The organism is Streptomyces sp. NPDC005898 (genome assembly GCF_040629635.1).
In the GTDB taxonomy this organism is placed as follows: Bacteria; Actinomycetota; Actinomycetes; order Streptomycetales; family Streptomycetaceae; genus Streptomyces.
The window spans coordinates 57,641-83,790 of the sequence record NZ_JBEXWC010000023.1; the positions used below are offsets into that span (position 1 = coordinate 57,641).

The 26,150-nt window shown below is 73.5% G+C and carries 27 protein-coding genes; 18 read left to right on the forward strand and 9 right to left on the reverse strand.

What is annotated here, in order from left to right; all coding sequences use genetic code 11:
- Positions 1-158: 158 nt before the first annotated feature.
- The 3 genes from ABZ385_RS26105 to dhaK form a co-directional block, all read right to left on the reverse strand.
- A complete protein-coding gene (locus ABZ385_RS26105) occupies positions 159-569 on the reverse strand; it encodes a PTS fructose transporter subunit IIA (RefSeq protein ID WP_358913473.1) in 411 nt (136 codons plus the stop codon).
- A complete protein-coding gene (gene dhaL / locus ABZ385_RS26110; protein WP_358913475.1) occupies positions 562-1,182 on the reverse strand; it encodes a dihydroxyacetone kinase subunit DhaL in 621 nt (206 codons plus the stop codon). The genes ABZ385_RS26105 and dhaL overlap by 8 nt, the downstream gene beginning before the upstream one ends.
- A 145-nt stretch (positions 1,183-1,327) precedes the next feature.
- Entirely contained in the window at positions 1,328-2,320 is a 993-nt protein-coding gene (gene dhaK, locus ABZ385_RS26115; protein WP_358913477.1) for a dihydroxyacetone kinase subunit DhaK, read from the reverse strand.
- A 213-nt stretch (positions 2,321-2,533) separates the two neighbouring features.
- On the opposite strand from dhaK, the gene ABZ385_RS26120 reads away from it, so the two are divergent.
- A complete protein-coding gene (locus ABZ385_RS26120) occupies positions 2,534-3,196 on the forward strand; it encodes a hypothetical protein (RefSeq protein WP_358913479.1) in 663 nt (220 codons plus the stop codon).
- A 71-nt stretch (positions 3,197-3,267) separates the two neighbouring features.
- Here the strand turns inward: ABZ385_RS26120 and ABZ385_RS26125 are convergent, their stop codons facing one another.
- Positions 3,268-4,149, reverse strand: a complete 882-nt coding sequence (locus tag ABZ385_RS26125; RefSeq protein WP_358913481.1) for a methyltransferase domain-containing protein — start codon at positions 4,147-4,149, stop codon at positions 3,268-3,270.
- 117 nt (positions 4,150-4,266) lie between these two features.
- Between ABZ385_RS26125 and ABZ385_RS26130 the strand changes: the two genes are divergently transcribed.
- The 4 genes from ABZ385_RS26130 to ABZ385_RS26145 all read left to right on the forward strand — a co-directional run bounded on the left by ABZ385_RS26130 (position 4,267) and on the right by ABZ385_RS26145 (position 7,494).
- Positions 4,267-4,851, forward strand: a complete 585-nt coding sequence (locus tag ABZ385_RS26130; RefSeq protein WP_358913483.1) for a TetR/AcrR family transcriptional regulator — start codon at positions 4,267-4,269, stop codon at positions 4,849-4,851.
- Between the two features lie 176 nt (positions 4,852-5,027).
- Positions 5,028-5,717 carry an ABC transporter permease gene (locus ABZ385_RS26135; RefSeq protein WP_358578696.1) on the forward strand — a complete coding sequence of 230 codons (690 nt, stop codon included), beginning with the start codon at positions 5,028-5,030 and terminating at the stop codon, positions 5,715-5,717.
- Entirely contained in the window at positions 5,714-6,394 is a 681-nt protein-coding gene (locus ABZ385_RS26140) for an ABC transporter permease (RefSeq protein WP_358578699.1), read from the forward strand. The genes ABZ385_RS26135 and ABZ385_RS26140 overlap by 4 nt, the downstream gene beginning before the upstream one ends.
- A 179-nt stretch (positions 6,395-6,573) precedes the next feature.
- Entirely contained in the window at positions 6,574-7,494 is a 921-nt protein-coding gene (locus ABZ385_RS26145) for an ABC transporter substrate-binding protein (RefSeq protein ID WP_358913485.1), read from the forward strand.
- Between the two features lie 82 nt (positions 7,495-7,576).
- Here ABZ385_RS26145 and ABZ385_RS26150 read toward each other — a convergent pair whose 3' ends face one another.
- From ABZ385_RS26150 to ABZ385_RS26165, 4 genes are read right to left on the reverse strand one after another with little or no spacing between them, the layout of a single operon-like run.
- A complete protein-coding gene (locus tag ABZ385_RS26150) occupies positions 7,577-8,740 on the reverse strand; it encodes a betaine/proline/choline family ABC transporter ATP-binding protein (RefSeq protein WP_358578703.1) in 1,164 nt (387 codons plus the stop codon).
- A gap of 22 nt (positions 8,741-8,762) precedes the next feature.
- Positions 8,763-9,410: an LUD domain-containing protein gene (locus ABZ385_RS26155; protein ID WP_358913487.1), complete on the reverse strand. Its 648-nt coding sequence runs from the start codon at positions 9,408-9,410 to the stop codon at positions 8,763-8,765.
- A complete protein-coding gene (locus ABZ385_RS26160) occupies positions 9,407-10,918 on the reverse strand; it encodes a LutB/LldF family L-lactate oxidation iron-sulfur protein (protein ID WP_358913488.1) in 1,512 nt (503 codons plus the stop codon). Before ABZ385_RS26160 ends, ABZ385_RS26155 begins: the two co-directional genes overlap by 4 nt.
- Positions 10,915-11,676: a (Fe-S)-binding protein gene (locus ABZ385_RS26165; protein ID WP_358913490.1), complete on the reverse strand. Its 762-nt coding sequence runs from the start codon at positions 11,674-11,676 to the stop codon at positions 10,915-10,917. Before ABZ385_RS26165 ends, ABZ385_RS26160 begins: the two co-directional genes overlap by 4 nt.
- 272 nt (positions 11,677-11,948) lie before the next feature.
- Here ABZ385_RS26165 and ABZ385_RS26170 point away from each other — a divergent pair, with 272 nt between their 5' ends.
- Both ABZ385_RS26170 and ABZ385_RS26175 read left to right on the forward strand, forming a co-directional pair.
- The gene (locus ABZ385_RS26170; RefSeq protein WP_358913491.1) at positions 11,949-13,250 is read left to right on the forward strand and encodes an alpha/beta fold hydrolase; all 1,302 of its coding nucleotides are present in this window, start codon (positions 11,949-11,951) and stop codon (positions 13,248-13,250) included.
- A gap of 70 nt (positions 13,251-13,320) precedes the next feature.
- On the forward strand, positions 13,321-14,088 hold the full coding sequence (locus tag ABZ385_RS26175; protein WP_358913492.1) for a PIG-L family deacetylase: 768 nt from the start codon (positions 13,321-13,323) through the stop codon (positions 14,086-14,088).
- 103 nt (positions 14,089-14,191) lie between these two features.
- On the opposite strand, the gene ABZ385_RS26180 is transcribed toward ABZ385_RS26175, so the two are convergent.
- Positions 14,192-15,229, reverse strand: a complete 1,038-nt coding sequence (locus ABZ385_RS26180; protein WP_358578715.1) for an NAD(P)/FAD-dependent oxidoreductase — start codon at positions 15,227-15,229, stop codon at positions 14,192-14,194.
- A 118-nt stretch (positions 15,230-15,347) separates the two neighbouring features.
- Between ABZ385_RS26180 and ABZ385_RS26185 the strand changes: the two genes are divergently transcribed.
- The 11 genes from ABZ385_RS26185 (at position 15,348) to ABZ385_RS26235 (ending at position 26,136) form a co-directional block, all read left to right on the forward strand.
- Positions 15,348-15,959: an XRE family transcriptional regulator gene (locus ABZ385_RS26185; protein WP_358701430.1), complete on the forward strand. Its 612-nt coding sequence runs from the start codon at positions 15,348-15,350 to the stop codon at positions 15,957-15,959.
- 141 nt (positions 15,960-16,100) lie between these two features.
- Positions 16,101-17,069 carry an NADPH:quinone oxidoreductase family protein gene (locus tag ABZ385_RS26190; RefSeq protein ID WP_358578720.1) on the forward strand — a complete coding sequence of 323 codons (969 nt, stop codon included), beginning with the start codon at positions 16,101-16,103 and terminating at the stop codon, positions 17,067-17,069.
- Positions 17,066-18,253, forward strand: a complete 1,188-nt coding sequence (locus ABZ385_RS26195) for an acyl-CoA dehydrogenase family protein (RefSeq protein ID WP_358913494.1) — start codon at positions 17,066-17,068, stop codon at positions 18,251-18,253. The genes ABZ385_RS26190 and ABZ385_RS26195 overlap by 4 nt, the downstream gene beginning before the upstream one ends.
- On the forward strand, positions 18,250-19,341 hold the full coding sequence (locus tag ABZ385_RS26200) for an acyl-CoA dehydrogenase family protein (protein ID WP_358913496.1): 1,092 nt from the start codon (positions 18,250-18,252) through the stop codon (positions 19,339-19,341). The genes ABZ385_RS26195 and ABZ385_RS26200 overlap by 4 nt, the downstream gene beginning before the upstream one ends.
- A gap of 136 nt (positions 19,342-19,477) precedes the next feature.
- A complete protein-coding gene (locus ABZ385_RS26205; RefSeq protein WP_358578726.1) occupies positions 19,478-21,067 on the forward strand; it encodes an ABC transporter substrate-binding protein in 1,590 nt (529 codons plus the stop codon).
- Positions 21,068-21,126: 59 nt separating this feature from the next.
- Positions 21,127-22,092, forward strand: a complete 966-nt coding sequence (locus tag ABZ385_RS26210; protein ID WP_358699498.1) for an ABC transporter permease — start codon at positions 21,127-21,129, stop codon at positions 22,090-22,092.
- Entirely contained in the window at positions 22,085-22,951 is an 867-nt protein-coding gene (locus ABZ385_RS26215; protein WP_358913498.1) for an ABC transporter permease, read from the forward strand. The genes ABZ385_RS26210 and ABZ385_RS26215 overlap by 8 nt, the downstream gene beginning before the upstream one ends.
- 44 nt (positions 22,952-22,995) lie before the next feature.
- Positions 22,996-23,907 carry an ABC transporter ATP-binding protein gene (locus ABZ385_RS26220; protein ID WP_358913531.1) on the forward strand — a complete coding sequence of 304 codons (912 nt, stop codon included), beginning with the start codon at positions 22,996-22,998 and terminating at the stop codon, positions 23,905-23,907.
- The gene (locus ABZ385_RS26225) at positions 23,900-24,574 is read left to right on the forward strand and encodes an ATP-binding cassette domain-containing protein (protein WP_358578733.1); all 675 of its coding nucleotides are present in this window, start codon (positions 23,900-23,902) and stop codon (positions 24,572-24,574) included. The genes ABZ385_RS26220 and ABZ385_RS26225 overlap by 8 nt, the downstream gene beginning before the upstream one ends.
- A 341-nt stretch (positions 24,575-24,915) precedes the next feature.
- Positions 24,916-25,788, forward strand: a complete 873-nt coding sequence (locus ABZ385_RS26230; RefSeq protein WP_358913500.1) for a phosphatidylinositol-specific phospholipase C/glycerophosphodiester phosphodiesterase family protein — start codon at positions 24,916-24,918, stop codon at positions 25,786-25,788.
- 153 nt (positions 25,789-25,941) lie between these two features.
- Complete coding sequence (locus tag ABZ385_RS26235) at positions 25,942-26,136, forward strand: hypothetical protein (RefSeq protein ID WP_358578735.1); 195 nt, start codon at positions 25,942-25,944, stop codon at positions 26,134-26,136.
- Positions 26,137-26,150 lie beyond the last annotated feature (14 nt).

The following is a 26,150-nucleotide window of genomic DNA, read 5'->3' on the forward strand; positions in this document are numbered from 1 at the left end:
GGACGGGCCGCGTTGCTCCGGACCGACTGCATTGGTCCGGACCTATTTGACACAGTGGTCGGGGACACATCAAGAGGTGCGGCGCACGTATCTCACGCACACTTCGGCTCTCACGCACACTTCGGCCGCTCTCAAGGACACGCCCGGTCGTGTGCGGCTCACACCTTGCGGTAGGCGTACGCCTCGGTGGCCGCCGCCTCGACCGCCGCGAGGTCGGCGCCCGCCGACGCGGTCACCACGGCCGCCACCGCGCCCTCCACAAAGGGGGCGTCCACCAGGCGTGCGCCGACGGGCAGCGCGTCGCCCTCCGCGAGCAGGGCCTTCACGGTGAGGACGGCGCTGCCGAGGTCGGCGAGGATCGCGATCCCCGCGCCGCGATCGACCCGCGCGGCGGCCGCGGAGACCGACTCCGCGCTGGTCCCGAGGCCGCCGTCCGGGGCCCCTCCCGCGGCGGCCACCGAAGCGGTGGCGCCGCCCTGGGCGAGGCCCGTGGCGAGAGCGGCGACCGCCTCCGCGACGGGGCCGCTGTGCGACACGAGGACGATGCCGACGAGCGGGCCGTCAGGCACGGCCCGCTCCCGGCGTGCCCTGCGCGGTCTGCGCCAGCGCCTCGAAGAGCAGCGCCGAGGACGTCGCGCCCGGGTCCTGGTGCCCGACGCTGCGCTCGCCCAGATAGCTGGCCCTGCCCTTGCGCGCCCGCAACGGCACCGTCGCGACCGCGCCCTGACGGGCCGCCGCCAGCGCCGCGTCGAAGGAGGTGCCGAGCGCGTCCACCCCGGGGACGAGGGCGTCCAGCATCGTCTTGTCGCCGGGCGCGGCACCGCCGAGCGCGGCGACGGCGTCGACGCCGGTGCGCAGGGCCGCGGCGAAGGCCGCCTCGTCGACCTCGACGGCGTCGCCGAGGGCCTTGCCGGTGCGGCGCAGCAGCGTGCCGTACAGCGGCCCCGACGCGCCGCCCACGGCCGAGATCAGCTCCCGTCCCGCCAGCGTGAGGACACCGCCCACCGTGGCGGGCGCCTCCTTCTCCAGGGCCGCCACGACGGCGGACAGGCCGCGCCGCAGATTGCCGCCGTGGTCGGCGTCACCGATGGGCGAGTCCAGCTCGGTGAGCCGGGCCGCCTCACGGTCGACGGCCGCGGCGGCGTTCGTCAGCCAGCGGCGGAAGAAGTCGACGTCGAGCACGGGTTCTCCTCTGCTTGAGCGGCGATACGGCTGCCCGACCGGGTGGAGCGGCACGGCTGCTCGATCAGGCCTGGTCCCAGGGTGCACGGCCGGGCGGGCGGGCGCACGGGCGCACGGGCACGGGTGGGCCGCGGTTCTCGGAGGGTCAGACGCCCCAGCGCAGCGCGGCCGTGCGCACCGGCGCGTCCCACAGCCGCAGCAGCTCCTCGTCCACCTGGCACAGCGTCACGGACGCCCCGGACATGTCCAGCGAGGTCACGTAGTTGCCGACGAGCGTGCGCGCCACCGCGACGCCCCGCTCCACGAGCACGCGCTGCACCTCGGCGTTGAAGCCGTACAGCTCCAGGAGCGGAGTGGCCCCCATGCCGTTGACCAGCACGAGTACGGGATTGCGCGGGCGCAGATCGTCCAGTACGGCGTGCACGGCGAAGTCGGCGATCTCGCGGGAGGTCATCATCGGACGCCGCTCGCGCCCCGGCTCGCCGTGGATCCCGATGCCCAGTTCCAGCTCCCCGGCGGGCAGGTCGAAGGTGGGGCCGCCCTTGGCCGGCGTGGTGCACGCGCTGAGGGCGACCCCGAAGCTGCGCGCGTTCTCGTTCACCCGCCGGGCGATCGCCTCGACCCGCTCCAGCGGCATGCCCGCGTCGGCCGCGGCGCCCGCCAGCTTCTCCACGAAGAGGGTGGCGCCGGTGCCGCGGCGCCCCGCGGTGTGGAGACTGTCGGTGACGGCCACGTCGTCGTCGACGAGCACCTTCGCCACCTGCACGCCCTCGTCCTCGGCCAGCTCGGCGGCCATGTCGAAGTTGAGCACGTCGCCCGTGTAGTTCTTCACCACGAACAGCACGCCCGCGCCGCTGTCCACGGCGGCCGCGGCCCGCACCATCTGGTCCGGCACCGGCGAGGTGTAGACCTCCCCGGGGCAGGCGGCCGACAGCATCCCCGGTCCCACGAACCCCCCGTGCAACGGCTCGTGCCCCGAGCCGCCGCCCGAGACGAGGGCGACCTTCCCTTCGACGGGGGCGTCCCTGCGGACGATCACGCGGTTCTCGACGTCGACCGTCAGCTCCGGGTGCGCCGCGGCCATGCCGCGCAGCGCGTCGGCGACGACTGTCTCGGGAACGTTGATCAGCATCTGCATGAGGGACCTCCTGATGAGACGGCGACTGCCTCGAACGGTATACGCGGGTCGGCCGAAAGCAGCAGGCGCTCACCGGCGCACACCCGCGTCGCGCCCTTCCCCGCGACCGCCCCTCGTGCTCCCGCCCGACGTGCCGGGCCATGGACCGGGCCGCCCTCCGCGCGGAGGGTTGACGGTGCGTCACTTACGGCACCTTCGACCCGGGAGACGTCCGTGATCCACATCAGTGAGTCCCTCGTACTGCAGAGCGTCGAGGGCTTCCTCACCCGCGAGGAGCTGGCGTCCCTGAGCAAGATCATGGACGCCGATCCGCACCTCGCGGACTGGAGCCCGCGCTTCCAGGCGGAGGTCGTGGCGGTGCCGCCGCAGGCCGAGGAGATCCTCCGGCACGCCACCGCCAGGGCGATGCCGACTCTGCGCCGCGCCATTCCGTCCCTCCGCTCCGCCGCCCCCTGGGGCTACACCGAACTGACGGCCGGCCGCTGCGTGCCGACGCACGTCGACGGCATCCCGGACCCGGAGGCCGAGCACTGCCGCCTCGGCAGGATCGGCGTCCTACTGGAGGAGGCCGACAGCGGGGGCGAGTTCTACGTCGAGACCACGGCCGACGACAGCGTCTGGAGCGGGCAGGTGGTGGGCGAGAAGGAGAACTTCCTGCCGGGAACCCCGCTGACCAGGAGCATGCCGCACGCCTCCGGGCCCGCGAGCGGCCCGCACCACGGCGTGCCCGGGTGGCTGGCCGACGCGGATCGCACCCGGTGGGTGACGGACGTCGCCGCGGGCGTCGCCCTCGCCTACGGCGCCCAGGTCATCCACGGGGTGCGGCCGGTGCGCGGCGGCCGGCTGCGGAAGTTCGTCACGGACCTGCTGACCTGACCGGGCTCCGGCACGGGCCTGACCGGGGCCGCCCTCCGCGCCGGGTGCCTGCCGGGTGACTGCGGGGGCCCTCAGGCCGCTCGGACGGCGGTCACCAGCAGGGCCGCACTGAGCAGGCGTACGGCGCCGTCGCGTTCGTAGGGGCGCAGGATCTCGGTGAGCCGGTGCCGGGCGCACTCCCGCGTCCGCGGCGGTACCTGGCCCATCAGATGGCGTCCGGGGCCGCTGTCCAGGAGGAAGCCCGCCGCGTCGGCGGCGTCCCGCCCCCAGGTGCCGTACGCCTCCACGCGCGTCACCCCGATGTCCGCGAACCCGGCGGCGGACAGCAGCCCGCGTGTCCTGTCCACGTCCGCCAGGGAGAACATGCCCGGCCCGCCTGGCGCACCGAAACCGCCGACAGGGAGCAGGTCGCCCAACGCGGCGAAGGCCCGCAGCCATTCGTTGCCCTCGGCGTACGCGCCGCAGACGAACGCCGCGCGCCCGCCGGGGCGCAACGCGCACCCGATGTTGGCGAAGGCGGCCACCGGGTCGGCGAAGAACAGCACGCCGTAGCGGCTGATCGCGACGTCGAAGGCGCCCTGTCCCAGGGCGTGCACCTGGGCGTCACCCTGCGCGAAGGAGACGTTGTCGAGGCCTTCCTGGAGCGCGCTCAGGCGTGCGCGCTCCAGCATCGGCGCCGACAGGTCCAGGCCGAGCGCGTGACCGCCGCTCGCCCTGCGCGCGGCCAGCCTGGTCGTCTGGCCGGCGCCGCACCCGACGTCGAGGACGCGGTCCTGCCCGCCGATCGCCGCGGCGGCGAGGAGCGGGTCGTTGAGACCCGCGTTCACCGCGTCCCAGCGGTCCTGGTTGCGGGCCCAGTGCTCGCCCTCGTAGCCGTTCCAGGCCTGCGCCTGTTCGGCGTTGGCGGTGCCGGTGGTGCCGGTGGTGCCGGTGGTGTCGAAGGTGTTGCCCATGCGTCTGCCCCCTCATGGTCGAGGCGCCTGCACACGACTAGTATGGGCGCTCGCCCAAAGAGTATGGGCGAGCGCCCATACTGGCAAGGGGCGGTCGACGCACACCGAGGAGAGACCATGGCACCGCGCGGTGTAGCCATCCCCGACCTGCGGGAGCGGCTCTTCGACGCCGCCGAGCGGATCGTCGCCCGGGACGGGGCGTCCGCCCTGACGAGCAGGGCCATCACGGGGGAGGCGGGGTGCGCCAAGGGGGTGCTGCACACGCACTTCGGCGGAGTGGACGCGTTCGTCGCCGAGTTGGTGCTCGACCGGTTCGCGCGCACCGCGCGGGAGGCGGCGAAGCTGCCCGCGCGCGCGGGCCGGGACACGGTGGCGGGCAACCTCATGGGGGTCGCCCTTTCGCTCCTGAACTCCCTCGACCCGGGGGTCGTGGGCCTGGCCATGACCAGCCACGCCACCTCCCGGACCCTCCGCGAGGCGATGGCGGCGGGCGCACCGGGCTTCGCCTCGATCCAGGACGCGCTCACCGGTTACCTCGACGCCGAACTGCGCCTCGGCCGCCTCGCCGACGGCACGGACACCGCCGCCATCGCGCTCGCGCTGGTCGGCACCGTCCACCATCTGCTGATGACCGGCTGGGCCGGTGTGCCCGACCCCCGGGAGCAGACGGAACGGCTGGTGGCTCTGCTCGTGTCGCGCTGAGGCCGTCGGCGCCGTCCGTGGCGCCGACGCGTAGGGCGTGCGTACGGAAGGTGCCCGCGCCCGGATGGCCCGGAGGTCCGAGAGGGGTCGGCGAGGGTGTGGCAGGCGTAGGCGTGCCCGCCCGTTCGGGTCACCAGAACGCGCCGTCACCCGCCGCCCCGGCCTTCAATGGACGGGTGACCGCGCCTCCCGACGACTGCCTCGCGCGCAACGAATGGATCTGCGGCGAGTATCTGAGCACCCGCCGCCAGATCATCGTCGACGCGGTCGTCCAGCATCTCCAGCTGACCGCGCTCTCCGTCGCGCTCGCGCTGGTCGTCGCCGTGCCGCTCGCCGTCCTCGCCCGCCGCTGGTCGTGGGCGGCGGGCCCGGTCCTCGCGCTCACCACGGTCCTCTACACCATTCCCTCGCTCGCGATGTTCTCGCTGCTGCTGCCGGTGTACGGCCTCTCCGCGTCGCTCGTCGTCGCGGGACTCGTCCTGTATTCGCTCACCCTGCTCGTCCGCAACATCCTCGCCGGGCTGCGAGCCGTCCCCGAGGACACCCGGCAGGCCGCACGCGGCATGGGGTACGGCCCGATCCGGCTCCTGCTCACCGTCGAGATGCCCCTCGCGCTGCCCGCCGCCATGGCCGGGGTGCGCATCGCCATGGTCTCCGCCGTCTCCCTGGTCACCGTGGGCGCCATCGTCGGCTTCGGCGGGCTCGGCAACCTCATCTACGCCGGCATGAACACCTACTTCAAGGCCCAGGTGCTCACCGCCTCCGTGCTCTGCGTCGTCATCGCCGTCGCCGCCGATCTGCTGCTGCTCGGCGTGCAGCGCCTCCTCACCCCCTGGGAGAGAGCCGCCCGGACGGCCCGCCCATGAACACCCTCGGCGACGCCTGGGCGTGGCTCACCGACCCGGCGCACTGGGCCGGCGACGACGGCATCTGGCACCGGCTCACCCAACACCTCGTCCTCACCCTCGCCTGCCTGCTGATCAGCTGTCTTATCGCCCTCCCGGTCGCGCTCGTCCTCGGCCACCTCGGCAAGGGCGGCGCGCTCGCCGTGAACCTCTCCAACGTCGGCCGCGCCGTGCCCACCTTCGCGGTGCTCGTCCTGCTCCTGCTGACCCCGCTCGGCACATGGGGCGACGGCCCGACCGTCGTCGCCCTCGTGCTCTTCGCCGTGCCCCCGCTGCTCACCAACGCCTACGTCGGGATGCGCGGCGTGGACCGGGGTGTCGTGCAGGCGGCGCGCGGCATGGGGATGACGGGACGCCAGATGCTGTGGCGCGTCGAACTGCCGCTCGCACTGCCCCTGGTGCTGAGCGGCGTCCGCATCGCCGCCGTCCAGCTCGTCGCGACCGCCACCATCGCCGCGCTCGCGGGCGGCGGCGGCCTCGGCCGGATCATCACCGCCGGGTTCAACCTCGCGAGCACCCCGCAGGTGGTGGCGGGCGCCGTGCTCGTCGCCGTGTTCGCGCTGCTCGTCGAGGGGGTCTTCGAGGTGGCCGAGCGGATCGCGCCCGGGTGGACGCGGGGTCGCGGGAGCGCCGGGTGAGACGGGCGCGTCGGATGCTGCGGGCGCACGGGATGCCACCGGCGCTCCGGGTGCCACCGGCGGACCGGGTGCCGCGGGGGTACTGGATGCGGCTGGGGCACCGGATGTGGCGAGGGCACCGGATGGGGCGGGGGCGCCCCCGAGCGCGGCGGGCGTGGTCCGTGCGGCCCGGAGCCGCCGTGGGGGCCGCCCTGCTCGTGCTGGTGGCGGGCTGCGCGTCCGGGCCCTCGCTGGAGAACCGGGGCGAGGTGACGGCACCGCCCGGCGACAGCAAGAACCTCGTCGTCGGCTCGGCGGGCTTCACCGAGTCCGACCTGCTCGCCCAGATGTACGCGCTGCTGCTGCACAAGGCCGGCTACGGCACACGGATCCTCTCCGTCGCCAACCGCGAGCTCTACGAACCCGCCCTGGAATCCGGCCAGATCGACGTCGTCCCCGAGTACGCGGCCACGTTCGCGGACTGGCTGAACGCCAAGAAGAACGGCGCCGGCGCACCGCCCGTCGGCTCACCCGACCTCGCCACCACGATGAAGGCCCTGCGCGGGCTCGCCGCGCCGCGCGGCCTGACCGTCCTGGACCCGGGCAAGGCGGTCGACCAGAACGCCTTCGCCGTCGCCGCCCCGTACGCCGCCCGGCACCGCCTGAAGACGCTCGGCGACCTCGGCAGGTCCGGCCTGAAGGTGCGCCTGGCCGCGGGCGACGAATGCGTCCAGCGCCCCTACTGCGCCCCCGGCCTCAAGAAGGTCTACGGCATCGACCTCACCGGCGTCGACCCCAAGGGCGTCGGCACGACCCAGGCCAAGAAGGCCGTCCAGAGCGGACAGGACCAGATGGTGCTCACCACGTCCACGGACGCCACCCTCGACGACTTCGGCCTCGTGCTCCTGGAGGACGACAAGCACCTGCAGAACGCCGACTACATCGTGCCCGTGGTCAACCGCTCCCAGGCGGGCAGCGAGGGTGTCGCGGCCGCGCTGGGACGGCTCAACTCCGTCCTCACGACCGCCGACCTCGCTGCCATGAACGAGCAGGTCGACAGCTGGCGGCGGCTGCCCCAGGACGTGGCACGGGCCTACTTGGAGGACAAGGGGCTGCTGTAGCGCTCCGCGAGAGGCGCGAGGAACCGCGCGACCAGCCGCAGGCGGCCAGTGGCGGCGCGAGACCGGCCGACCGGCGGCATGCCTACGCGTCGGCGACCGAGTCGAACTCCACCTCGTCGCGTGCCACGCCCTGCGCGTCCGCGTCCACCGAACGGCGCAGCGCCTCGTGCAGCTTCGCCGGGGTCAGTACGCCGAGGAAGCGCGCCCCGTCGAGAACCGCGACCCAGCCCGCGTCGTGCTGCAACATCACCCCGAACGCCTGCTTGAGCGGGGCACCGACCGGCACCCAGGAGTTCATGCGGTGCGCCAGATCGCCCACCGTGCCCCCGGTACCGGCCAGCGCGACCTCGTCGACGCCCACCCAGCCGTGCAGATCACCGCTCGCGTCCAGGACGACCGCCCAGCGGGCCTCCTCCTCGCGCAGCCGCGCCGCCGCCTGCGCGGCCGGCTCGTCCAGGCGGGCGATCGGCGGCGCCTCCAGGTCGTCCGTCTGGATCTCGGTGACCGACAGCCGCTTCAATCCACGGTCGGCGCCCACGAACTCCGCGACATACGGAGTCCTCGGCGTCCCCAGCACCGCTCCCGGCGTATCGAACTGCTCGATGCGCCCCTTGCCGTACACCGCGATGCGGTCACCGAGCCGGACGGCCTCCTCGATGTCGTGCGTGACGAGCAGCACCGTCTTGCGCACGGCCGCCTGCATCCGCAGGAACTCGTCCTGCAACTGCTCCCGCACCACCGGGTCGACCGCCCCGAACGGTTCGTCCATCAGCAGCACCGGAGGATCGGCGGCCAGCGCCCGTGCCACCCCGACCCGCTGGCGCTGACCGCCCGAGAGCTGCTCGGGATAGCGGGAGCCGAAGGTCTTCGGGTCCAGGCCCACCAGGTCGAGCAGCTCCGCCGCACGGGCCCGCGCGCGGGACTTCTTCCAGCCGATGAGCGCGGGGACGGTCGCCGTGTTGTCGAGGACCGTGCGGTGCGGGAACAGGCCGACCTGCTGGATGACGTAGCCGATGCGGCGGCGCAGGTGGACCGGGTCCACCTCGGCGATGTTCTCGCCGTTGACGAAGATGCGGCCCGAGGTGGGCTCGATGAGGCGGTTCACCATCATCATCGTCGTGGTCTTGCCGCAGCCGGACGGCCCCACCAGCGTGACCAGTTCACCCTCGGCGACCTCGAAGGAGAGGTCGTCCACGGCCGTCGTGCCGTCCGGATAGCGCTTGGTCACCTGCTCGAACCGGATCATGTCCTCACGCTAGCCGCGCCCGTCACTCACCGCTCACCAACACCACCTCCAAGGTGCGCGGCCCGTGCACTCCCTCGACCCGGTCCAGCTCGATGTCGCTGGTCGCGGAGGGCCCCGAGATCCAGGTGAGCGGCCGGTCCGGGGCCAGCCGTTCGAGGGCCTGCGGCACGGACGAGACGACCTGGTCCGGAACGCGGACGACGCAGATGTGGTGGTCGGGGACGAGGGTGATGCGCCGCCGCCCCTGGTCCGGGGAGCCGTCCAGGACGAGCGTGCCGGTCTCGGCGACGGCGACCGCGCAACCGGTGACGACGCTGTCCACCCGGTCCAGCTCCCGCGCGGTGCTCGCCGCCCGGTCGCCGACGAGGGTGACGTCTCCGGCCTCCAGCCAGTACGGAGGAAGGCCCGGCGGCACGAGGACGGTCCGCGAGCCGCGCCCCGCGAGCAGGCGCGCCAGCAGTGGGGGCAACTGGGCGTCGGCGCACCTATGAACGAGCGCGCGGTAGTCCGCCAGGTTCTCCGCGAGCAGGTCGACGCTCTGCGCGACAGTGCGCCCGCCGTGCTCCCGCGGATACGAGCGCTCCACCGCCTCCTCGTACGGGGTGTCGTCGGCCGGCACATCGGCCAGCGCCCGCCGCACCCGGCCCAGGATCCGGTCCCTGCTGCTCACCCGGCGTTCCCCTCGGTCGTGTCCCCGGTCGTGCCTTCACTCGTGCCGCCCCGCGTGCGCTGCCACCAGTCGCGGAACGGCTCCGGGGGGACCTTCGGCAGCTCCCGCGTGGCGCTCCAGGCCCGCCCGGGGCCCGGCAGCGTACGCGGATGGAACCGGCGGGTGCGGGAGGCGAGGCGCTGGCCGAGCCGGAGCACCCCCGGGCGGGCGAAGGCCATACCCGCCGCGCGCATCGCGGCCCGCTCCGCCGCGTGCCCCTTCGCCGGCTTCAGCGTCACCTTCACCCCGCGCCGGGTGACCTCACCGCCCTGCACGACGCGCTCCCTCAGATGCACGAGGACCTCGGGGATGTCGATGGCGACGGGACAGACCTCGTAGCAGGCGCCGCACAGCGAGGAGGCGTAGGGCAGGGAGGCGTCGATCTCGCTGCCGGTGCCCCGCAGCTGGGGGCTGAGGATGGCGCCGATGGGCCCCGGGTAGACCGAGCCGTAGGCGTGACCGCCCGCCCGCTCGTACACCGGGCAGACGTTCAGGCACGCCGAGCAGCGGATGCAGCGCAGTGCTTGGCGCCCGACCTGGTCGGCGAGGGTGTCGGTGCGGCCGTTGTCGAGCAGGACCAGGTGGAAGGTGCGCGGGCCGTCCTGGTCGGTGGTGCCGGTCCACATCGAGGTGTAGGGGTTCATGCGCTCGGCCGTGGCGGAGCGGGGGAGGGTCTGGAGGAAGACCTCCAGGTCGCGCCAGGTGGGGATGGTCTTCTCGATGCCGACGACGGAGATCAGCGTCTCGGGGAGGGTGAGGCACATGCGGCCGTTGCCCTCGGACTCCACGACGACCAGGGTGCCGGTCTCGGCGACCATGAAGTTCGCCCCGGAGACGCCGACCTTGGCGCGCAGGAACTTCTCCCGCAGATGCAGGCGGGCGGCCTCGGCCAGTTCCGCGGGGGTGTCGGTCAGTCCCTGCGGGGCGGGCCGGCCCCAGTCGGCCATCTTCTCGCGGAAGATGTCACGGATCTCGCCGCGGTTGCGGTGGATCGCGGGGACGAGGATGTGCGAGGGGCGGTCCTCGCCGAGCTGGACGATGAGCTCGGCGAGGTCCGTCTCGTAGGCGCGGATGCCCTGGGCCTCCAGCGCTTCGTTGAGCCCGATCTCCTGCGTCGCCATCGACTTGACCTTGACGACCTCCCGCTCGCCGGTCGCCACGACGAGGTCCGCCACGATCCGGTTCGCCTCGTCGGCGTCGGCCGCCCAGTGCACGGTGCCGCCGGCCCGGGTGACGGACTCCTCCAGCTGCACCAGATAGCGGTCGAGACGGCGCAGTGTGTGGTCCTTGATGCGCCGGCCCGCTTCGCGCAGCTCGGCCCAGTCCGCCAGCTCGGCCACGGCCTTGGCACGCTTGTCGCGGATGGTGTGCGTCGCGTGCCGCAGGTTGGCGCGCAGGGTCTTGTCCCTCACCGCCTCGCGGGCCGCCTCGGGGAAGGCGGGCATGCCGACGAATGTGCCGCCGCTCATGACAGGGGCTCCTCTTCCGTGCTCGCCAGGATCTCCGCGATGTGGACGGGGCGCACCCCGCTCCTGAGCCGGGCCGTGGTGCCGCCGATGTGCATCAGGCAGGAGTTGTCGGCCGCGCACAGCACCTCGGCCCCGGTCGACTCGGCGTGCCGCACCTTGTCCGCGCCCATGGCCGCCGAGACGTCGGGGTTCTTCACGGCGAAGGTGCCGCCGAAGCCGCAGCACTCCTCGGCGCCGGGCAGCTCGACCAGTTCGAGTCCCTTCACCGCCTGGAGCAGCCGGGCGGGCCGCTCGCGCAGTCCAAGGCTCCGCAGGCCGTGACAGGTGGGGTGGTACGTCACCTTGTGCGGGTAATACGCCCCGACGTCCACGACACCGAGGACGTCGACCAGGAACTCGGTCAGCTCGAAGGTCTTGGGCACCACCGGCGCCAGCCGCCGCGCCAGAGCGTCCCCCCGGCCCTCCGCGCGCGCCCGCTCGCCCATGCGGGGATACAGCTCGCGCACCATCGCCCCGCACGAACCGGACGGCGTCACGATCGCGTCATAGGCGTCCGAGCCGAAGACCTCGGAGAAGTGCCGGGCGAGCGGCTCCGCCTGATGGCGGTAGCCCGTGTTGTAGTGCGCCTGCCCGCAACAGGTCTGCGCCATCGGGAAGTCGACGTCGACTCCCAGCCTGGTCAGCAGCTTCACCACGGCACGGCCCGTGTCCGGATAGAGCGTGTCGTTGACACAGGTCAGGAACAGAGCGACACGCATCGCGAGTTCCCCCTCCTTGGTCATCGGATGGATGCAGCGTACGCGGGGCGGAAATGGGGTGGGAGTCACCGGCGGTCAGTCGGCGCAGCCGGTGCGCGGCACGAAGGACCCCGACGGCCGCCTCACCCCCGGCACGGTGGAGGGGGTACCGGCAGCGGGACGGGGCATGGGACCGCGCCGCACTCGGGCCAGGGGCCCGGCCGGCCCCCTGATGTGCTGGACTGGGGCACAAGACCAGCCTCGCAACCCCAGTGTCCAGTCCAGGAGCAGCCTTGACCGTCTCGTACCGCCAGCCGGGAGTCGTTCTCACCGACCGGCGCTTCAGTGTTCCGCTCGACCACGACGATCCGGCGGGGGAGCGGATAGAGCTCTACGCGCGCGAGGTCGTGCCCGCGGCGCGCGGTGGCGCGGAGCTGCCCTGGCTGGTGTATCTCCAGGGCGGCCCGGGGTTCGGGGCCACCCGCTTCCACGGCAGGGAGTCCTGGCTGGACCGCGCCCTGCGCGACTTCCGCGTCCTCCTCCTGGACCAGCGCGGCACCGGCAGCTCCACGCCCGCCAACCGCCAGACGCTGCCCCTGCGCGGCGGGCCGCGCGAACAGGCCGACTACCTCGCCCACTTCCGCGCCGACTCCATCGTCCGCGACTGCGAGGCGGTCCGCTCCGAGGTGACGGGCGGCGCCCCCTGGACCGTCCTCGGGCAGAGCTTCGGCGGTTTCTGCGCCACGCACTACCTGTCGGTGGCGCCCGAAGGCCTGGCCGGCGCGCTCATCACCGGTGGGCTGCCGACCCTCGACGGCGACGCGGACGCCGTGTACCGCGCGGCCTACCCGCGGATGGCGCGCAAGAGCGCCGCGCACTACGCCCGTTACCCCCAGGACGTCGAGCGCGCCCGCCGCATCGCCGCGTATCTCGCCGAACACGAGCCGGTCCTGAGCGGCGGCTACAAGCTGACCGTTCCCGCCTTCCAGTCCCTCGGCATCCTGCTCGGCACGGGCGACGGCAGCCACCGCCTGCACTACCTCATGGAGGACGCCTTCGTGCGCACGCCTTCGGGGACCGCACTGAGCGACGCTTTCCAGGAGAACGTGCAGGCCCTCCTCTCGTACGCGGGCAACCCGCTCTACGCCGTGCTGCACGAGGCGATCTACGCCCAGGGGGAGCGGCCCACGGCCTGGGCGGCCGAGCGGGTGCGCGCCGAATTCCCGCGGTTCGACGCGGGCAAGACCCTCGCGGGCGACGAACCGCTGCTGTTCACCGGCGAGGCCGTGCAGCGCTGGATGTTCGACAGCGACCCGGCGCTGCGCCCGCTGCGCGAGAGCGCCGAGCTGATCGCCGCGCGGAGCGACTGGCCGCGCCTGTACGACGTGGACCGCCTCGCGGCGAACGAGGTGCCGGTCGCCGCCGCGATCTACCACGACGACCTGTACGTGGACACGGAGCACTCGCTGAGCACCGCGCGCGCCGTACGGGGGCTGCGCACCTGGGTCACGGACGAGTTCGAGCACGACGGCCTGCGGGTCGGCGGCCCGAGGGTCCTCGACCGCCTCCTCGCCCTCCTGCGCGGACAGGCGTGAGGAGCGGGACAGGGCGCTGACGGGCGCTGGGGGGACGGCCGTTGTCAGTGGTCTTGGCTAGGCTGCGATCATGACCGAGTCGCAGACCGCAGCCGAGGCCGCAGCGCCCGTCCAGCTCACCCCCATGCCCGAGGACTGGCAGCGCGCGCTCGCCGTCGTCGCGCACCCCGACGACCTGGAGTACGGCTGCGCGGCCGCCATCGCCGGCTGGACGGACGCCGGCCGCGACGTCGCCTACGTCCTGGCGACCCGCGGCGAGGCGGGCATCGACACGATCGACCCCGCCACCTGCGGCCCGCTGCGCGAGCGGGAGCAGCGGGCGAGCGCGGCCGTCGTCGGCGTCGAGACGGTGGAGTTCCTCGACCACAGGGACGGCGTCATCGAGTACGGCACGGCACTGCGCCGTGACATCGCCGCCGCGATCCGCAGACACCGGCCCGAACTGGTCATCACGCTCAACCACCGCGACACCTGGGGCGGCGTCGCCTGGAACACCCCCGACCACGTCGCGGTGGGCCGCGCCACGCTCGACGCCGCGTCGGACGCGGGCAACCGCTGGATCTTCCCCGAACTGATCGCGGAGCAGGGCCTGGAGCCCTGGAACGGCGTGCGGTGGGTCGCCGTCGTCGGTTCGGCGACACCCACGCACGCGGCGGACGCCTCGGCCGGGCTGGACCGCTCGGTGGCCTCCCTCCTCGAACACCGCACCTACATCGAGGCGTTGACGGACGAGGACCCGGAGAAGTACTGCCGCACGTTCCTGACGGGCAACGCCCAGGCGTTGGCGCCCCGCTTCGGCGGGAGGCCGGCCGTCGGCTTCGAGGTGTTCAGCCGCTGAGCCCCCGAGCCGGTAAGTCCCTTCAGGAGCCGAAGCCCACGCCGAAGCCGAAGCCGAAGCCGAAGCCCAAGTCGAAGCCCACGCCGGAGCCGCCCCACCACCGCTACCGCGCCAGCCCATGTTCGCGGCCGCGCGCGACCACACGCGCCGCCGTCGCCTCCATCCCCGGCGAGAAGACGCCCGCCCGGCGCCGGGCGGCCCGCGCCTCAATGTCCGCCATGACCAGCTCTGCGTTGATCGTGACGCCGGCGCGGTAGCCGGCGGACGCCGCGTTGACCACCTGCTCCATGGGTCCCGCGGCGTTGCCCACCGCCCAGACGCCGGGGACGGTGGTGCGGCCCGTCTCGTCCACGGTCGGGTAGGGGCCGACCGGAGTCGGTCGCGTCTCGGCGCCGAGCGCGCTGAGCAGGTCGTCGCTCGGCACCGGCCGCGCGGCGACGAACAGGACGGAGCGGGGCACCACCCGGCCATCGGCCAGCCGCACGCCCGTCAGCCGGTCGTCCTCGACCTCCACGCCCGCGACCTCGCCCTCGACCACCGAGACGCCGGCCGCCGCGAGGCGCTCCCACTCCGCGTCCGGCAGCTCCCGCACGGTGTGCAGGAAGAGGGTCACGTCCTTGGACCACTGCGTGACGAGCAGCGCCTGGTGGCTGTTGAACGGCTCGGAGGCCAGCACGCCGAAGGCCTGGTCCCGCACCTCCCAGCCGTGGCAGTACGGGCAGTGCAGCACGTCACGGCCCCAGCGCCCGGCGACGCCCGGTACGGCGGGCGGCTCGTCCACCAGACCGGTGGCCAGCACGATCCGGCGCGCGTGCACGGCCCCGCCGTCCGCGAGCCGCACCCCGAACTCGCCCCGGCCGTCCGGCAGCACCTCGGCCACCCGGCCCCGCACCACCTCGACCCCGTACCGCGCCAGCTCCCGGCGCCCCTCGGCGAGAAACTCGGCGGGGGGCATGCCGTCCCGCGAGAGGTAGCCCTGCATGTGCGCGGCGGGCGCGTTGCGCGGTGCGCCCGCGTCGACCACCAGGACCCGGCGGCGGGAGCGGCCGAGCACGAGCGCCGCGCTCAGCCCCGCCGCGCCGCCCCCGACCACGACCACCTCGTACGCCTCGTTCCCCATCGCCCTGTTCCACGTGTTCATCCCGTCCTCCTTGAGCCTGTGCCTGCCTGCTGTCGCGATGACTCAGACCCTCGCTCGCAAGGCACGGAAATGACAAGGAGCATTGCTGTTTCGGCAAGCTGGGCACCATGATGGAGGCATGAGTGAAGAGAGCGAAGTGCCGCAGGAGATGGTTCAGGTCCTCACCGAGGTCGGGCCCCGGCTGCGCCGCATCCGCAAGGAGCGCGGCGCCACGCTCGCGGGGCTCTCCGCCGTCACGGGCATCTCGGTCAGCACCCTGTCCCGCCTGGAGTCCGGCAACCGCAGGCCCAGTCTCGAACTGCTGCTGCCCATCGCCCGCGCCCACCAGGTCCCCCTGGACGAGCTGGTGGGCGCCCCGCCGGTGGGGGACCCGCGCGTACGCGCCAAGCCGATCGTGCGGCACGGCCGCACGATGCTGCCGCTCACCCGCCAGCCCGGCGGCCTCCAGGCGTACAAGGTGATCGAACCCGCCCGCACGTCCCCGGCCCCCGCCCCCCAGACCCACGAGGGGTACGAGTGGCTGTACGTCCTGTCCGGCAAGCTGCGCCTGATCCTCGGCGACCACGACGTACTGCTCGGCCCCGGCGAGGCGGCGGAGTTCGACACGCGCGTCCCGCACTGGTTCGGGGCCACGGGTGAAGGAGGCGCGGAGTTCCTCAGCCTCTTCGGGCCGCAGGGGGAGCGCATGCACGTACGGGCGCGCCCCTCGCGGAAGGGCACCGGCGATTAGGCACGCCCCTCGCGGAAGGGCGCCGGCGATTAGGCACGCCCCTCGCGGAAGGACAAGGGCGACCAGCGGTTCCCCTCACGGCAAGCGACCGCTTAGTATGCGCACGAGCCAGGTCTACGACACCCCCCGTGGAGGCCCCGCATGCAGGCATGGCAAGTGCACGAGAACGGCGAGCCGGGCGAGGTGATGCGCCTCGCGGAGACGGACCGCCCGACGCCCGGCGAGGGGCAGGTGCTCCTGAAGGTCCGCGCCGCGAACATCAACTTCCCGGACGCCCTGCTCTGCCGCGGCCACTACCAGGTCAGGCCCCCGCTGCCCTTCACACCGGGCGTGGAGATCTGCGGCGAGACCGAGGACGGGCGGCGCGTGCTCGCCAACCCCGCCCTGCCGTACGGCGGTTTCGCGGAGTACGCCGTCGCGGACGCCGCCGCCCTGCTGCCCGCGCCGGACGCGCTGGACGACGCCGAGGCCGCCGCCCTGCACATCGGCTACCAGACGGGCTGGTTCGGCCTGCACCGGCGCGCCCGCCTGGAGGAGGGCGAGACCCTCCTCGTGCACGCGGCGGCGGGCGGCGTCGGCAGCGCCGCCGTGCAGCTCGGCAAGGCGGCGGGCGCCAAGGTCATCGGCGTGGTCGGCGGCGCGGACAAGGCGCGGGTCGCGCGCGACCTCGGCTGCGACGTCGTGCTCGACCGGCGTACGGACGACATCGTCGCCGGCGTCAAGGAGGCCACCGGCGGCCGCGGTGCCGACGTGATCTACGACCCCGTGGGCGGTGACGCGTACACCAAGTCCGCCAAGTGCGTGGCCTTCGAGGGCCGGATCGTCGTCGTCGGCTTCGCGAGCGGCACCATCCCCTCGCCCGCGCTCAACCACGCCCTGGTGAAGAACTACGCGATCATGGGCCTGCACTGGGGCCTGTACAACACCAAGGACCCGCGCTCGATCGCGCGCTGCCACCAGGAGCTGACCGAACTCGCCGCCAAGGGCGCCATCAGGCCCCTGGTGAGCGAGCGCGTGCCGATGTCCGGCGCGGCCGCCGCCGTGCAGCGCGTCGCCGACGGCCTCACCACCGGACGCGTGACCGTCCTGCCGCACGGGGGTGCCGCATGACCGACGCCGCCGAACTGCGCACCCGTACCCGCGAGTTCCTCGCCGCGCACCCGCCCGCCACCACCGACCGCGCCGACTTCCTCAAGGCCCGCTTCGACGCCGGGCTCGCCTGGGTGCACTACCCCGAGGGCCTCGGCGGCCTCGGCTTGGCGCCCTCCCTGCAAGCCGTCGTGGACGCCGAGCTGGAGGACGCGGGCGCGCCCGACAACGACCCGCGCCGGATCGGCATCGGCCTCGGCATGGCCGCGCCGACCGTCCTCGGCTTCGGCACGGAGGAGCAGAAGCGCCGCTTCCTGCGGCCGTTGTGGACCGGCGAGGAGGTGTGGTGCCAGCTCTTCAGCGAGCCGGGCGCCGGCTCCGACCTCGCCGCGCTCGGCACCCGCGCCATCCGTGACGAGGCGAGCGGCGACTGGATCGTCAACGGACAGAAGGTGTGGACCTCCAGCGCCCACACCGCCCGCTGGGCGATCCTCATCGCCCGCACCGACCCGGACGTGCCCAAGCACCGCGGCATCACGTACTTCGTGTGCGACATGAGCGACCCGGGCGTGGAGGTGCGGCCGCTGCGCCAGATCACCGGCGAGGCCGAGTTCAACGAGGTGTTCCTGACCGACGTGCGCATCCCCGACGCGCACCGCCTCGGCGCGGTCGGCGAGGGCTGGAAGGTCGCCCAGACCACGCTCATGAACGAGCGCGTCTCCATCGGCGGCATGCGCATCCCGCGCGAGGGCGGCATGATCGGCCCCGTCGCCAAGGCCTGGCGCGAGCGCCCCGAGCTGCGCACCCACGACCTCCACCAGCGCCTGCTGAAGCTCTGGGTCGACGCCGAGGTCGCCCGGCTCACCGGCGAGCGGCTGCGCCAGCAGCTCGTCGCCGGACAGCCCGGACCCGAGGGCTCCGGCATGAAACTCGGCTTCGCCCGCCTCAACCAGGAGATCAGCGGCCTGGAAGTGGAACTCCTCGGCGAGGAGGGGCTGTTGTACGAGGACTGGACGATGCGCCGGCCCGAGCTGGTCGACTTCACCGGCCGCGACGCGGGCTACCGCTACCTGCGGTCCAAGGGCAACAGCATCGAGGGCGGGACCAGCGAGGTCCTGCTGAACATCGTCGCCGAACGCGTCCTTGGCCTGCCCTCCGAGCCGCGCACCGACAAGGACGTCGCCTGGAAGGACCTCGCGCGATGACTGATCTGCTGTACTCCGAAGAGGAAGAGGCACTGCGCTCCGCGGTGCGCGACCTGCTCGCCGACCACTGCGACGCCGCGTCCGTGCTGGCCCGCGCCGAGACCGCCGAGCCGCACGGCCGCGCGCTGTGGAAGGCCCTCGCCGACGGCATGGGCCTGGCCGGCCTGCTGGTCCCCGAGGAGCTGGGCGGCCAGGGAGCCACGCACCGCGAGGCGGCCGTGGTCCTGGAGGAGCTGGGCCGGGCCGTCGCCCCGGTGCCGTACCTGACCAGCGCGGTCGTGGCGACCGAGGCACTGCTCGCCTGCGAGGGCGAGGCGGCGCGTGAACTGCTCGGCTCGCTCGCCTCCGGCCGCAGGATCGGCGTGCTCGCCATGCCCCTGTCGCACGCTCACGGGGACACCCTGTTCCCTGTACGGGAGACGGGGGGCGCCTTGCACGGCCGGGTGACCGGCGTGGCGGACGCCGTCGTCGCCGACGTGCTCCTGGTGCCCACCGAGAGCGGGCTGCACGCGGTCGACACCGCCGACAGCGGCGTGGACGTCGTCCCCCAGACCTCGCTCGACCTGACGCGCCCCCTCGCGACCGTCACCTTCGACGGGGCACGCGCGCGGCTCCTCGCCCCCGACGCCCGCCTCCCCGTCGGGCAAGGGCTGCGGGCCGGGGCGGGGCTCCTCGCCTCGGAGCAGCTCGGTGTCGCCGAGTGGTGCCTGACCGAGACCGTGCGGTACGTGAAGGAACGGCACCAGTTCAACCGGCCCGTCGGCTCTTTCCAGGCGCTCAAGCACCGCCTCGCCCAGCTCTGGCTGGAGGTCGTGAACACCCGCGCCGCCGCCCGCCACGCGGCGGACGCGCTGGCCACGGGCAGCGACGAACCCCACCTCGCGACGGCGGTGGCACAGGCCTACGCGGCACCGGTGGCGGTGCGCGCCGCCGAGGAGGCGCTCCAGCTGCACGGCGGTATCGGCATGACCTGGGAGCACCCCGTCCACCTCTACCTGAAGCGGGCCAAGGCCGATTCCCTCGCCTACGGCACGGCCGGGCACCACCGCGCGGCACTGGCGGAACTGGTCGCGCTTCCGGCGCCCTGACCTGCGTATCCACTCCTGAAGAGATCGATGCAGCCCGCACGTACCGCGTGCGGGCTGCGGGTTTTCCACCCCTTTGGGTGAGGCATAATTGCGAGCCGTTCGCAATAACCGTTGATCTTCAGTAGGGGTGTGGAGCATGAGGGCCCGATCGATACGGCGCGCGGCCGGCGTGGCGGCGGCCGTCGCCACGGCCGTCGCGGCCTCCGCCTGCTCGGCGCCGGGTGACAGTGCCGGGGGCGCCAAGGACTCGGCGGTGGTCGGCATCGCGTACGAGCCCGAGACCCTCAGCCCGCTCCTCGGCTACGGCAAGGACGGCAACTCGAAGATCTTCGACGGGCTGCTCACGCACGACGCCGACATGAAGCTCAGGCCCGCCCTCGCGGCCGCCCTGCCCAAGGTCACCGACGACGGCAGGACCTATACGTACAAGCTCCGCGAGGGCGTCAGGTTCAGCGACGGCAAGCCCTTCTCCGCCAAGGACGTCGTCTTCACCTACGAGACCATCCTCGACAAGAAGACGAACAACGCCTCCAAGACCGAGCTGGACGCCGTCAAGAGCGTCGAGGCCAAGGGCGACGACACCGCCGTCTTCCACCTCAAGTACCCCTACGCGCCGTTCGCCGAGCGCACCGTCCTGCCCATCGCGCCCCGGCACATCGCGGCGAAGCAGGACGTGAACACCGGCGCCTTCACCACCAAGCCCATCGGCACCGGCCCCTACGAGCTGGTCAAGTGGTCCAAGGGCGAGAAGCTGACCTTCAAGGCCAACCCCCACTACTGGGGCGGCGCACCGAAGATCAAGAACTTCACGATGGCGATCATCAAGGACGACGACATCCGCGCCACCCGGCTCGACGCCGGAGAGCTGGACGGAGCCATCCTGCCGCCCAACCTGGCCCAGAAGTACCGGGGCGACAGCGCCAAGCACACCTACGCCGCCAAGACCTTCGACTACCGCGTGGTGACGCTGCCCACCGGCAACAAGGTCGCCGGCGACACCGCGATCCGCCGCGCCCTGGACATCGGCGTCGACCGCAAGGCCATGGTCGACTCGATCCTGGACGGCGCCGGCAAGGAGGCCTACGGGCCCGTCCCGACCGACAGCCCGTGGTTCACCAAGGGCACCGAGCGCAAGTTCGACGCCGGCCGGGCGAAGAAGATCCTCGACGCCGCCGGATGGAAGCCGGGCAAGGACGGCGTCCGCGAGAAGGACGGCGTCCCGGCCTCGTTCCCGCTCTGGTACCTCTCCGGGGACAAGCTCCGCCAGGAACACGCCCTCGCCTACGCCTCCGACGCCAAGAAGCTCGGCATCGAGGTCGAGGTGCGGTCCGGCACCTGGGAGGTCATCGAGCCGCGCATGCCGAAGGACGCCGTCCTCGCCGGCGGCGGCTCCCCGGCCGACCCCGACTTCGACCAGTACACCCTCCTGAAGTCCTCCCTCGCCGGCGACGGCTTCAACAACATGGCGCACTACGACAACAAGAAGGTCGACCAGGCCCTCGAGGACGCCCGCAAGAGCGGCGACCACGCCGAGCGCAAGGCCGCCTACGACACCATCCAGCGCGAACTGGTGAAGAACCCCGGCTACACCTTCCTCACCCACATCGACCACCTGTACGTCGCCGACAAGCGCTTCGGGAACCTCACCACCCAGGTCGAGCCGCACGACCACGGCCTCGCCTCCGGCCCCTGGTGGAACGTCGAGGACTGGCAGCCGAAGAAGTGACCACCGCGCTGCGCGAGACCCCCGGGAAGGCCACACGCCGGCGACTTCCCTGGGGGCCGATGGCCCGCCTCGCCGGACGGCGCGCGCTGTTCGCCGTGCCCGTGCTGCTCGTCGTCACCTTCGGCGTCTTCGCCGTCGCCGCCGCCTCGCCGTTCGACCCCGTCAAGGCGTACGCGGGCACGGCCGGGCTCACCGCCTCGCAGGACAACCTCGACCAGCTGCGCGCCAACCTCGGCGTCGACCGGCCCACCGCCGCCCGCTGGTGGGACTGGCTGACCTCCGCCCTCACCGGCGACCTCGGCGACTCCAGCACGCTGCGCCAGCCCGTCGCCGACGTCATCGGCGAACGCGTCGGCTGGTCCGTGCTGCTCGCCGCCACCGCGTTCCTCGTCGCGATCCTCCTCGGCACGGCGCTCGGCGTCCTCGCCGCGCGCCGCCCCGGCGGCCTCGTCGACCGCGCCGTGACCTCCCTCGCCTACCTCCTCGAAGCGGCACCGCCGTTCTGGCTAGGCCTCCTCGCCGTCTGGCTGTTCGCGCTGAAACTCGGCGTGCTGCCCTCCGGCGGCCTGACCGACACGGCCGGCTCCACCGTGACCGCCGGCCAGGTCGCGAGCCACCTGGTGCTGCCCGCCGGGGTACTCGCCGTCTCCCAACTGCCCTGGTTCGTCCTGTACGTACGTCAAGGCGTCGGCGACGCGCTCGGCGACGACCCCGTGCGCGGGGCACGCGCGCGTGGCCTCGCCGAACGGACCGTCCTCCTCCACCACGCCCTGCGCTCGGGCATGCTCCCGGTGCTCACGCTCATCGGCTCACGCGTACCCGAACTGATCACCGGGGCACTCCTGGTGGAGACCGTCTTCAGCTGGCCCGGCATCGCCGCGGCCACCGTGCAGGCCGCGACCTCCGTGGACTTCCCGCTGCTCGCCGCGCTGACCGCGCTCGCCACGGCCGCGGTGCTGCTCGGCAACCTCGTGGCCGACCTCCTCTACGGCCTCGCCGACCCGAGGGTGGGCTTCGATGGCTGACCTCGCATGGCGCGCCCGCGGCGGCGCACGCCGCTCCACGCGCGCGTGGCGTGTCCGCACCTGTGCGGTGATCATCGCCGCGGTCGTCCTCGCCGTCCTCGTCGTACCGCCCCTCGCCGACCTCGACCAGCAGGCCGTCGACCTGGCCGCGAAGCTGCGGCCGCCGTCACCCGCGCACCCCTTCGGCACCGACGACGTGGGCCGCGACCTGCTGCTGCGCTGCGTCTACGGCCTGCGCGTCTCCCTGCTCGTCGGTGTCGTGGCAGCCGTCGTCGCCACCGTCATCGGCACCGCGGTCGGTGCCCTCGCCGCCGCCTCCGGGGGCTGGGTGGACCGGATCGTCATGCGGCTCGTCGACGTCTTCTCGTCCGTGCCGCACCTGCTGCTCGGCATCTTCATCGTCGCGATGTTCCGCCCCGGCGTGTGGCCGGTGGTGGTGTCGGTGGCGCTCACGCACTGGCTCTCCACCGCCCGCATCGTGCGTGCCGAGGTGCTCTCCCTGCGCTCGCGGCCCTACATCGACGCGGCGATATCCGGCGGCGCCTCCCGGCTGCGCGTCGCCGTGCGGCACCTGCTGCCCGCCGTCCTGCCGCAGGCCGGGCTCGCCGCCGTCCTGATGGTGCCGCACGCCATCTGGCACGAGTCCGCGCTGTCCTTCCTCGGCCTCGGCCTGCCCACCCACCAGGCCAGCCTGGGCACCCTCGTGCAGAGCGCGCGCGGCTCGCTCCTCGCGGGCCACTGGTGGCCGACGCTCTTCCCCGGCCTGTTCATCATCGTGCCCACCCTGGCCATCGCCGGCCTCGCGGGCGCCTGGCGGGAACGCATCAACCCCCGGCGCCGATCGGAGCTCATGCTGTGACGGTCCCCGTCCTGTCCGTCCAGGGCCTGTCCGTACGCTTCCGCATGCGCGGCGGCGGCCATGTCTCCGCCGTCACCGACGCCACCTTCGACCTCGCGGCGGGGGAGTGCCTCGCCCTGGTCGGCGAGAGCGGCTGCGGCAAGTCCGTGCTCGCCTCCGCGCTGCTCGGCCTGCTCCCCGAGAACGCGCAGACCGCCGGTGCCGCCCTGCTCGGCGACATCGATCTGCTCACCGCCGACGAGCGCACCCTGGCCCGCACCGTGCGCGGGCGGCGCGTCGGCCTCGTGCCGCAGAGCCCCGCCGCCCACCTCACACCGGTGCGGACCGTGCGCTCCCAGCTGGAGGAGACCCTGCGCCAACTCGCCGGCGTGCCCAGGGCGAAGCTGCGGGCCGCCGGTGAAGCGGCCGCCGAACGCGCCGCGTTCCCCGCCGGGCACCTCGACCGCTACCCCCACGAGCTGTCCGGCGGCCTCGCCCAGCGCGCCGCCACCGCGCTCGCCCTCATCGGCGACGCGCCGCTGCTGCTCGCCGACGAGCCCACCACCGGCCTCGACCGCGACCTCGTGGACCGCACCGTCGACGAACTGCGCCGCCATGTCGGCGACGACCGCGCGCTGCTCCTGATCACCCACGACCTGGCCGCCGCCGCGCGCATCGCCGACCGCGTCGCCGTGATGTACGCGAGCCGCGTCGTCGAGATCGCCGGCTCCGCCGACTTCTTCGGCGCGCGCGGACCCCGGCACCCCTACGCCCGGGGACTCCTGAACGCCCTGCCCGAGCGGGAGTTCACCCCCGTCCCCGGCATGCCGCCCGAGCTGACCGCGCTCCCCGAGGGCTGCGCGTTCGCGCCGCGCTGCGAGCGTGCCGACCCGGCGTGCGCCGCCGTGCCCGCGCTGATCGGCGGCAGCGCCTGCCACCACCCCCACGCGGACGTGCCGGAGGCGCCCCGTGCTTGAACTGCGCTCCATCACCGCCGGATACGACCGGCGCGCCCCCGTCGTCCGCTCCGTGGACCTCGCCATCGCCCCCGGCGAGTCCGTCGGGCTGCTCGGACCGAGCGGCTGCGGCAAGTCGACGCTCGCGCGGGTCGCCGCGCTGCTGCACCGGCCCGACGCGGGGCAGGTCGTCATCGACGGCACGGCCGCGGGCGGCTGGCGCCACCGTGCCCCGCGCGAGCAGCGCACCGCCTTCGGCGTCGTCTTCCAGCAGCCGAGGCTGTCCGCCGACCCCCGGCTGGCTCTGCGGGACCTGGTCGCGGAACCACTGCGCGCGGTGGGCCGGTCCGCCGAGGCCGCCGCACTGGTCCCGGAACTCACGGCCCGCGTCGGCCTCGGCAAGGACCTCCTGGGGCGCCGACCGCACGAGGTCAGCGACGGGCAGCTGCAACGGGCCTGCCTGGCACGCGCGTTGGTGCTGCGCCCGCGCTGGCTGATCTGCGACGAGATGACGGCGATGCTGGACGCGTCGACGACCGCGGCGCTCGTGCACGTCGTGGAGGAGTACCGGGCCGAAAGCGGCGCCGGCCTGCTGGCCGTCGGCCACGACCGCGTACTCCTCGAACGGTGGTGCGACCGCACCGCCCACTGGGACGAACTGAGGACGCCGGCGCCTCTGGGCACGTAGGCCGCGACGGCAGGCGGCAAGCGGCAGGTGGCAGGCGACCGATACGGACACCTCCCTGGTGGTGGTCCCGCAGTTCTCTGTGAACGCGTGGGGCCTCCCGCGCGCCGGCACGTGTGGGCGCGCCGCCGCCACGCTCCTGCGGGCGGATGCCGAGCGTGGGTGATAGGGGCAGTCACGCCCCGCGGCGCCCGGCGACCGGAGTGAACAGCCGGCGTCGCCCGTGCCAACTCGCGTGCGCGCGGGGTGTTCTGGCGCGGGCCGAGCCTCATACTCACCTGAGGTTCCGCCCGTCGTCCCCGTGGCGCACCCCGCGCCGCGGCCACTCCTGCCGGGAGGCAGACATGCCCCTCACCACCCGTCGCGGTGCGCTGACCACCCTCGGCGCCGCCCTCGTCGGCGGCGCCGCGCTGCCCGCCCCCGCGCGAGCCGACGAACGCGGCCGCCCCCCGCGCCCCCGCCCCCTGCTCCACGCCCACGCGCACGCGCACAACGACTACGCGCACCCCAGGCCACTCCTCGACGCCCTCGACCACCGCTTCAACAGCGTCGAGGCCGACATCTACCTCGTGGACGGCCAACTTCTCGTCGCCCACGACCCGGTGGACCTCGACCCCGCCCGCACCCTCGAATCCCTCTACCTGGAACCCCTGGCCGCCCGCATACGCGCCCACCACGGCGCCGTCCACCGCGGCCACCACCGCACCCCCTTCCAGCTCCTGATCGACATCAAGACCGAGGGCGCTGCGACCTACGCCGAGCTGCACCGCCGGCTGCGCCCCTACCGGCACCTGTTCACGACGTACGCGCGAGGAAAGGTGCGCCGCTCGGCCGTCACCGCCGTCGTCTCCGGCGACCGCGCGGCCCGCGCCCCGATGCGGGCGCAGCAGGTCCGCCACGCCTTCTACGACGGCCGCCTCGCCGATCTCGGTTCCGAGGCGCCCGCCTCCTTCATCCCGCTGATCAGCGACAACTGGTCGCTCAACTTCAGCTGGCAGGGCGCGGGTGCGATCCCCGCCGCCGAGCGCGACAAGCTGCGCGGCATCGTCGCCACCGCCCACGTGCGCGGGCAGCGCGTCCGCTTCTGGGCGACGCCCGACGTGCCGGGCCCGCAGCGCGAGGCGGTCTGGGGCGAACTGCTCGCGGCAGGCGTCGACCACCTCAACACCGACGACCTCGCGGGCCTCGAAGCGTTCCTCGACGCACACGGCGGCTGACCCGGCAGGCACCCGAGGGGCGATCCGCGCCCCTCAACCCTGCCGCAAGTAGAACCCGTTCGGAGCACAGGTAAGACGCCCGGACGCCCCCTCCGCTGCGCCAGACTGGCGGCCGGAAGCCGCGGTTCCCGCGTGGCGGAGGAGGTTCTTCCCATGGCTGTTTCGATCTCTGTCGTGCTGCTGCTCGTGATCCTCGCGGCGGTCTTTCTGCGCAACGGCGCGCTGAAGCTCTCGCACGCCATCGTCTGCCTGCTGCTGGGTTTCTACCTGGCCAGCACGAGCATGGCGCCGACCATTCACAACGGCCTGACGGCCACCGCCGACATCGTCAGCGGAATCCGGCCGTGACCGGTCTGGGCGCC

Excerpts from the sequence above, each read along its gene's own strand:
- ABZ385_RS26235 (WP_358578735.1), top strand. The coding sequence starts at position 25,942 with ATGGCTGTTTCGATCTCTGTCGTGCTGCTGCTCGTGATCCTCGCGGCG.
- ABZ385_RS26195 (WP_358913494.1), top strand. The coding sequence starts at position 17,066 with ATGACCGACGCCGCCGAACTGCGCACCCGTACCCGCGAGTTCCTCGCC.
- ABZ385_RS26190 (WP_358578720.1), top strand. The coding sequence starts at position 16,101 with ATGCAGGCATGGCAAGTGCACGAGAACGGCGAGCCGGGCGAGGTGATG.
- ABZ385_RS26160 (WP_358913488.1), bottom strand. The coding sequence starts at position 10,918 with ATGAGCGGCGGCACATTCGTCGGCATGCCCGCCTTCCCCGAGGCGGCC.
- ABZ385_RS26210 (WP_358699498.1), top strand. The coding sequence starts at position 21,127 with ATGGCCCGCCTCGCCGGACGGCGCGCGCTGTTCGCCGTGCCCGTGCTG.
- ABZ385_RS26230 (WP_358913500.1), top strand. The coding sequence starts at position 24,916 with ATGCCCCTCACCACCCGTCGCGGTGCGCTGACCACCCTCGGCGCCGCC.
- ABZ385_RS26165 (WP_358913490.1), bottom strand. The coding sequence starts at position 11,676 with ATGCGTGTCGCTCTGTTCCTGACCTGTGTCAACGACACGCTCTATCCG.
- dhaK (WP_358913477.1), bottom strand. The coding sequence starts at position 2,320 with ATGCAGATGCTGATCAACGTTCCCGAGACAGTCGTCGCCGACGCGCTG.
- ABZ385_RS26215 (WP_358913498.1), top strand. The coding sequence starts at position 22,085 with ATGGCTGACCTCGCATGGCGCGCCCGCGGCGGCGCACGCCGCTCCACG.
- ABZ385_RS26180 (WP_358578715.1), bottom strand. The coding sequence starts at position 15,229 with ATGAACACGTGGAACAGGGCGATGGGGAACGAGGCGTACGAGGTGGTC.
- ABZ385_RS26175 (WP_358913492.1), top strand. The coding sequence starts at position 13,321 with ATGACCGAGTCGCAGACCGCAGCCGAGGCCGCAGCGCCCGTCCAGCTC.
- ABZ385_RS26200 (WP_358913496.1), top strand. The coding sequence starts at position 18,250 with ATGACTGATCTGCTGTACTCCGAAGAGGAAGAGGCACTGCGCTCCGCG.
- ABZ385_RS26185 (WP_358701430.1), top strand. The coding sequence starts at position 15,348 with ATGAGTGAAGAGAGCGAAGTGCCGCAGGAGATGGTTCAGGTCCTCACC.
- ABZ385_RS26220 (WP_358913531.1), top strand. The coding sequence starts at position 22,996 with ATGCGCGGCGGCGGCCATGTCTCCGCCGTCACCGACGCCACCTTCGAC.
- ABZ385_RS26140 (WP_358578699.1), top strand. The coding sequence starts at position 5,714 with ATGAACACCCTCGGCGACGCCTGGGCGTGGCTCACCGACCCGGCGCAC.
- ABZ385_RS26150 (WP_358578703.1), bottom strand. The coding sequence starts at position 8,740 with ATGATCCGGTTCGAGCAGGTGACCAAGCGCTATCCGGACGGCACGACG.
- ABZ385_RS26205 (WP_358578726.1), top strand. The coding sequence starts at position 19,478 with ATGAGGGCCCGATCGATACGGCGCGCGGCCGGCGTGGCGGCGGCCGTC.
- ABZ385_RS26130 (WP_358913483.1), top strand. The coding sequence starts at position 4,267 with ATGGCACCGCGCGGTGTAGCCATCCCCGACCTGCGGGAGCGGCTCTTC.
- ABZ385_RS26125 (WP_358913481.1), bottom strand. The coding sequence starts at position 4,149 with ATGGGCAACACCTTCGACACCACCGGCACCACCGGCACCACCGGCACC.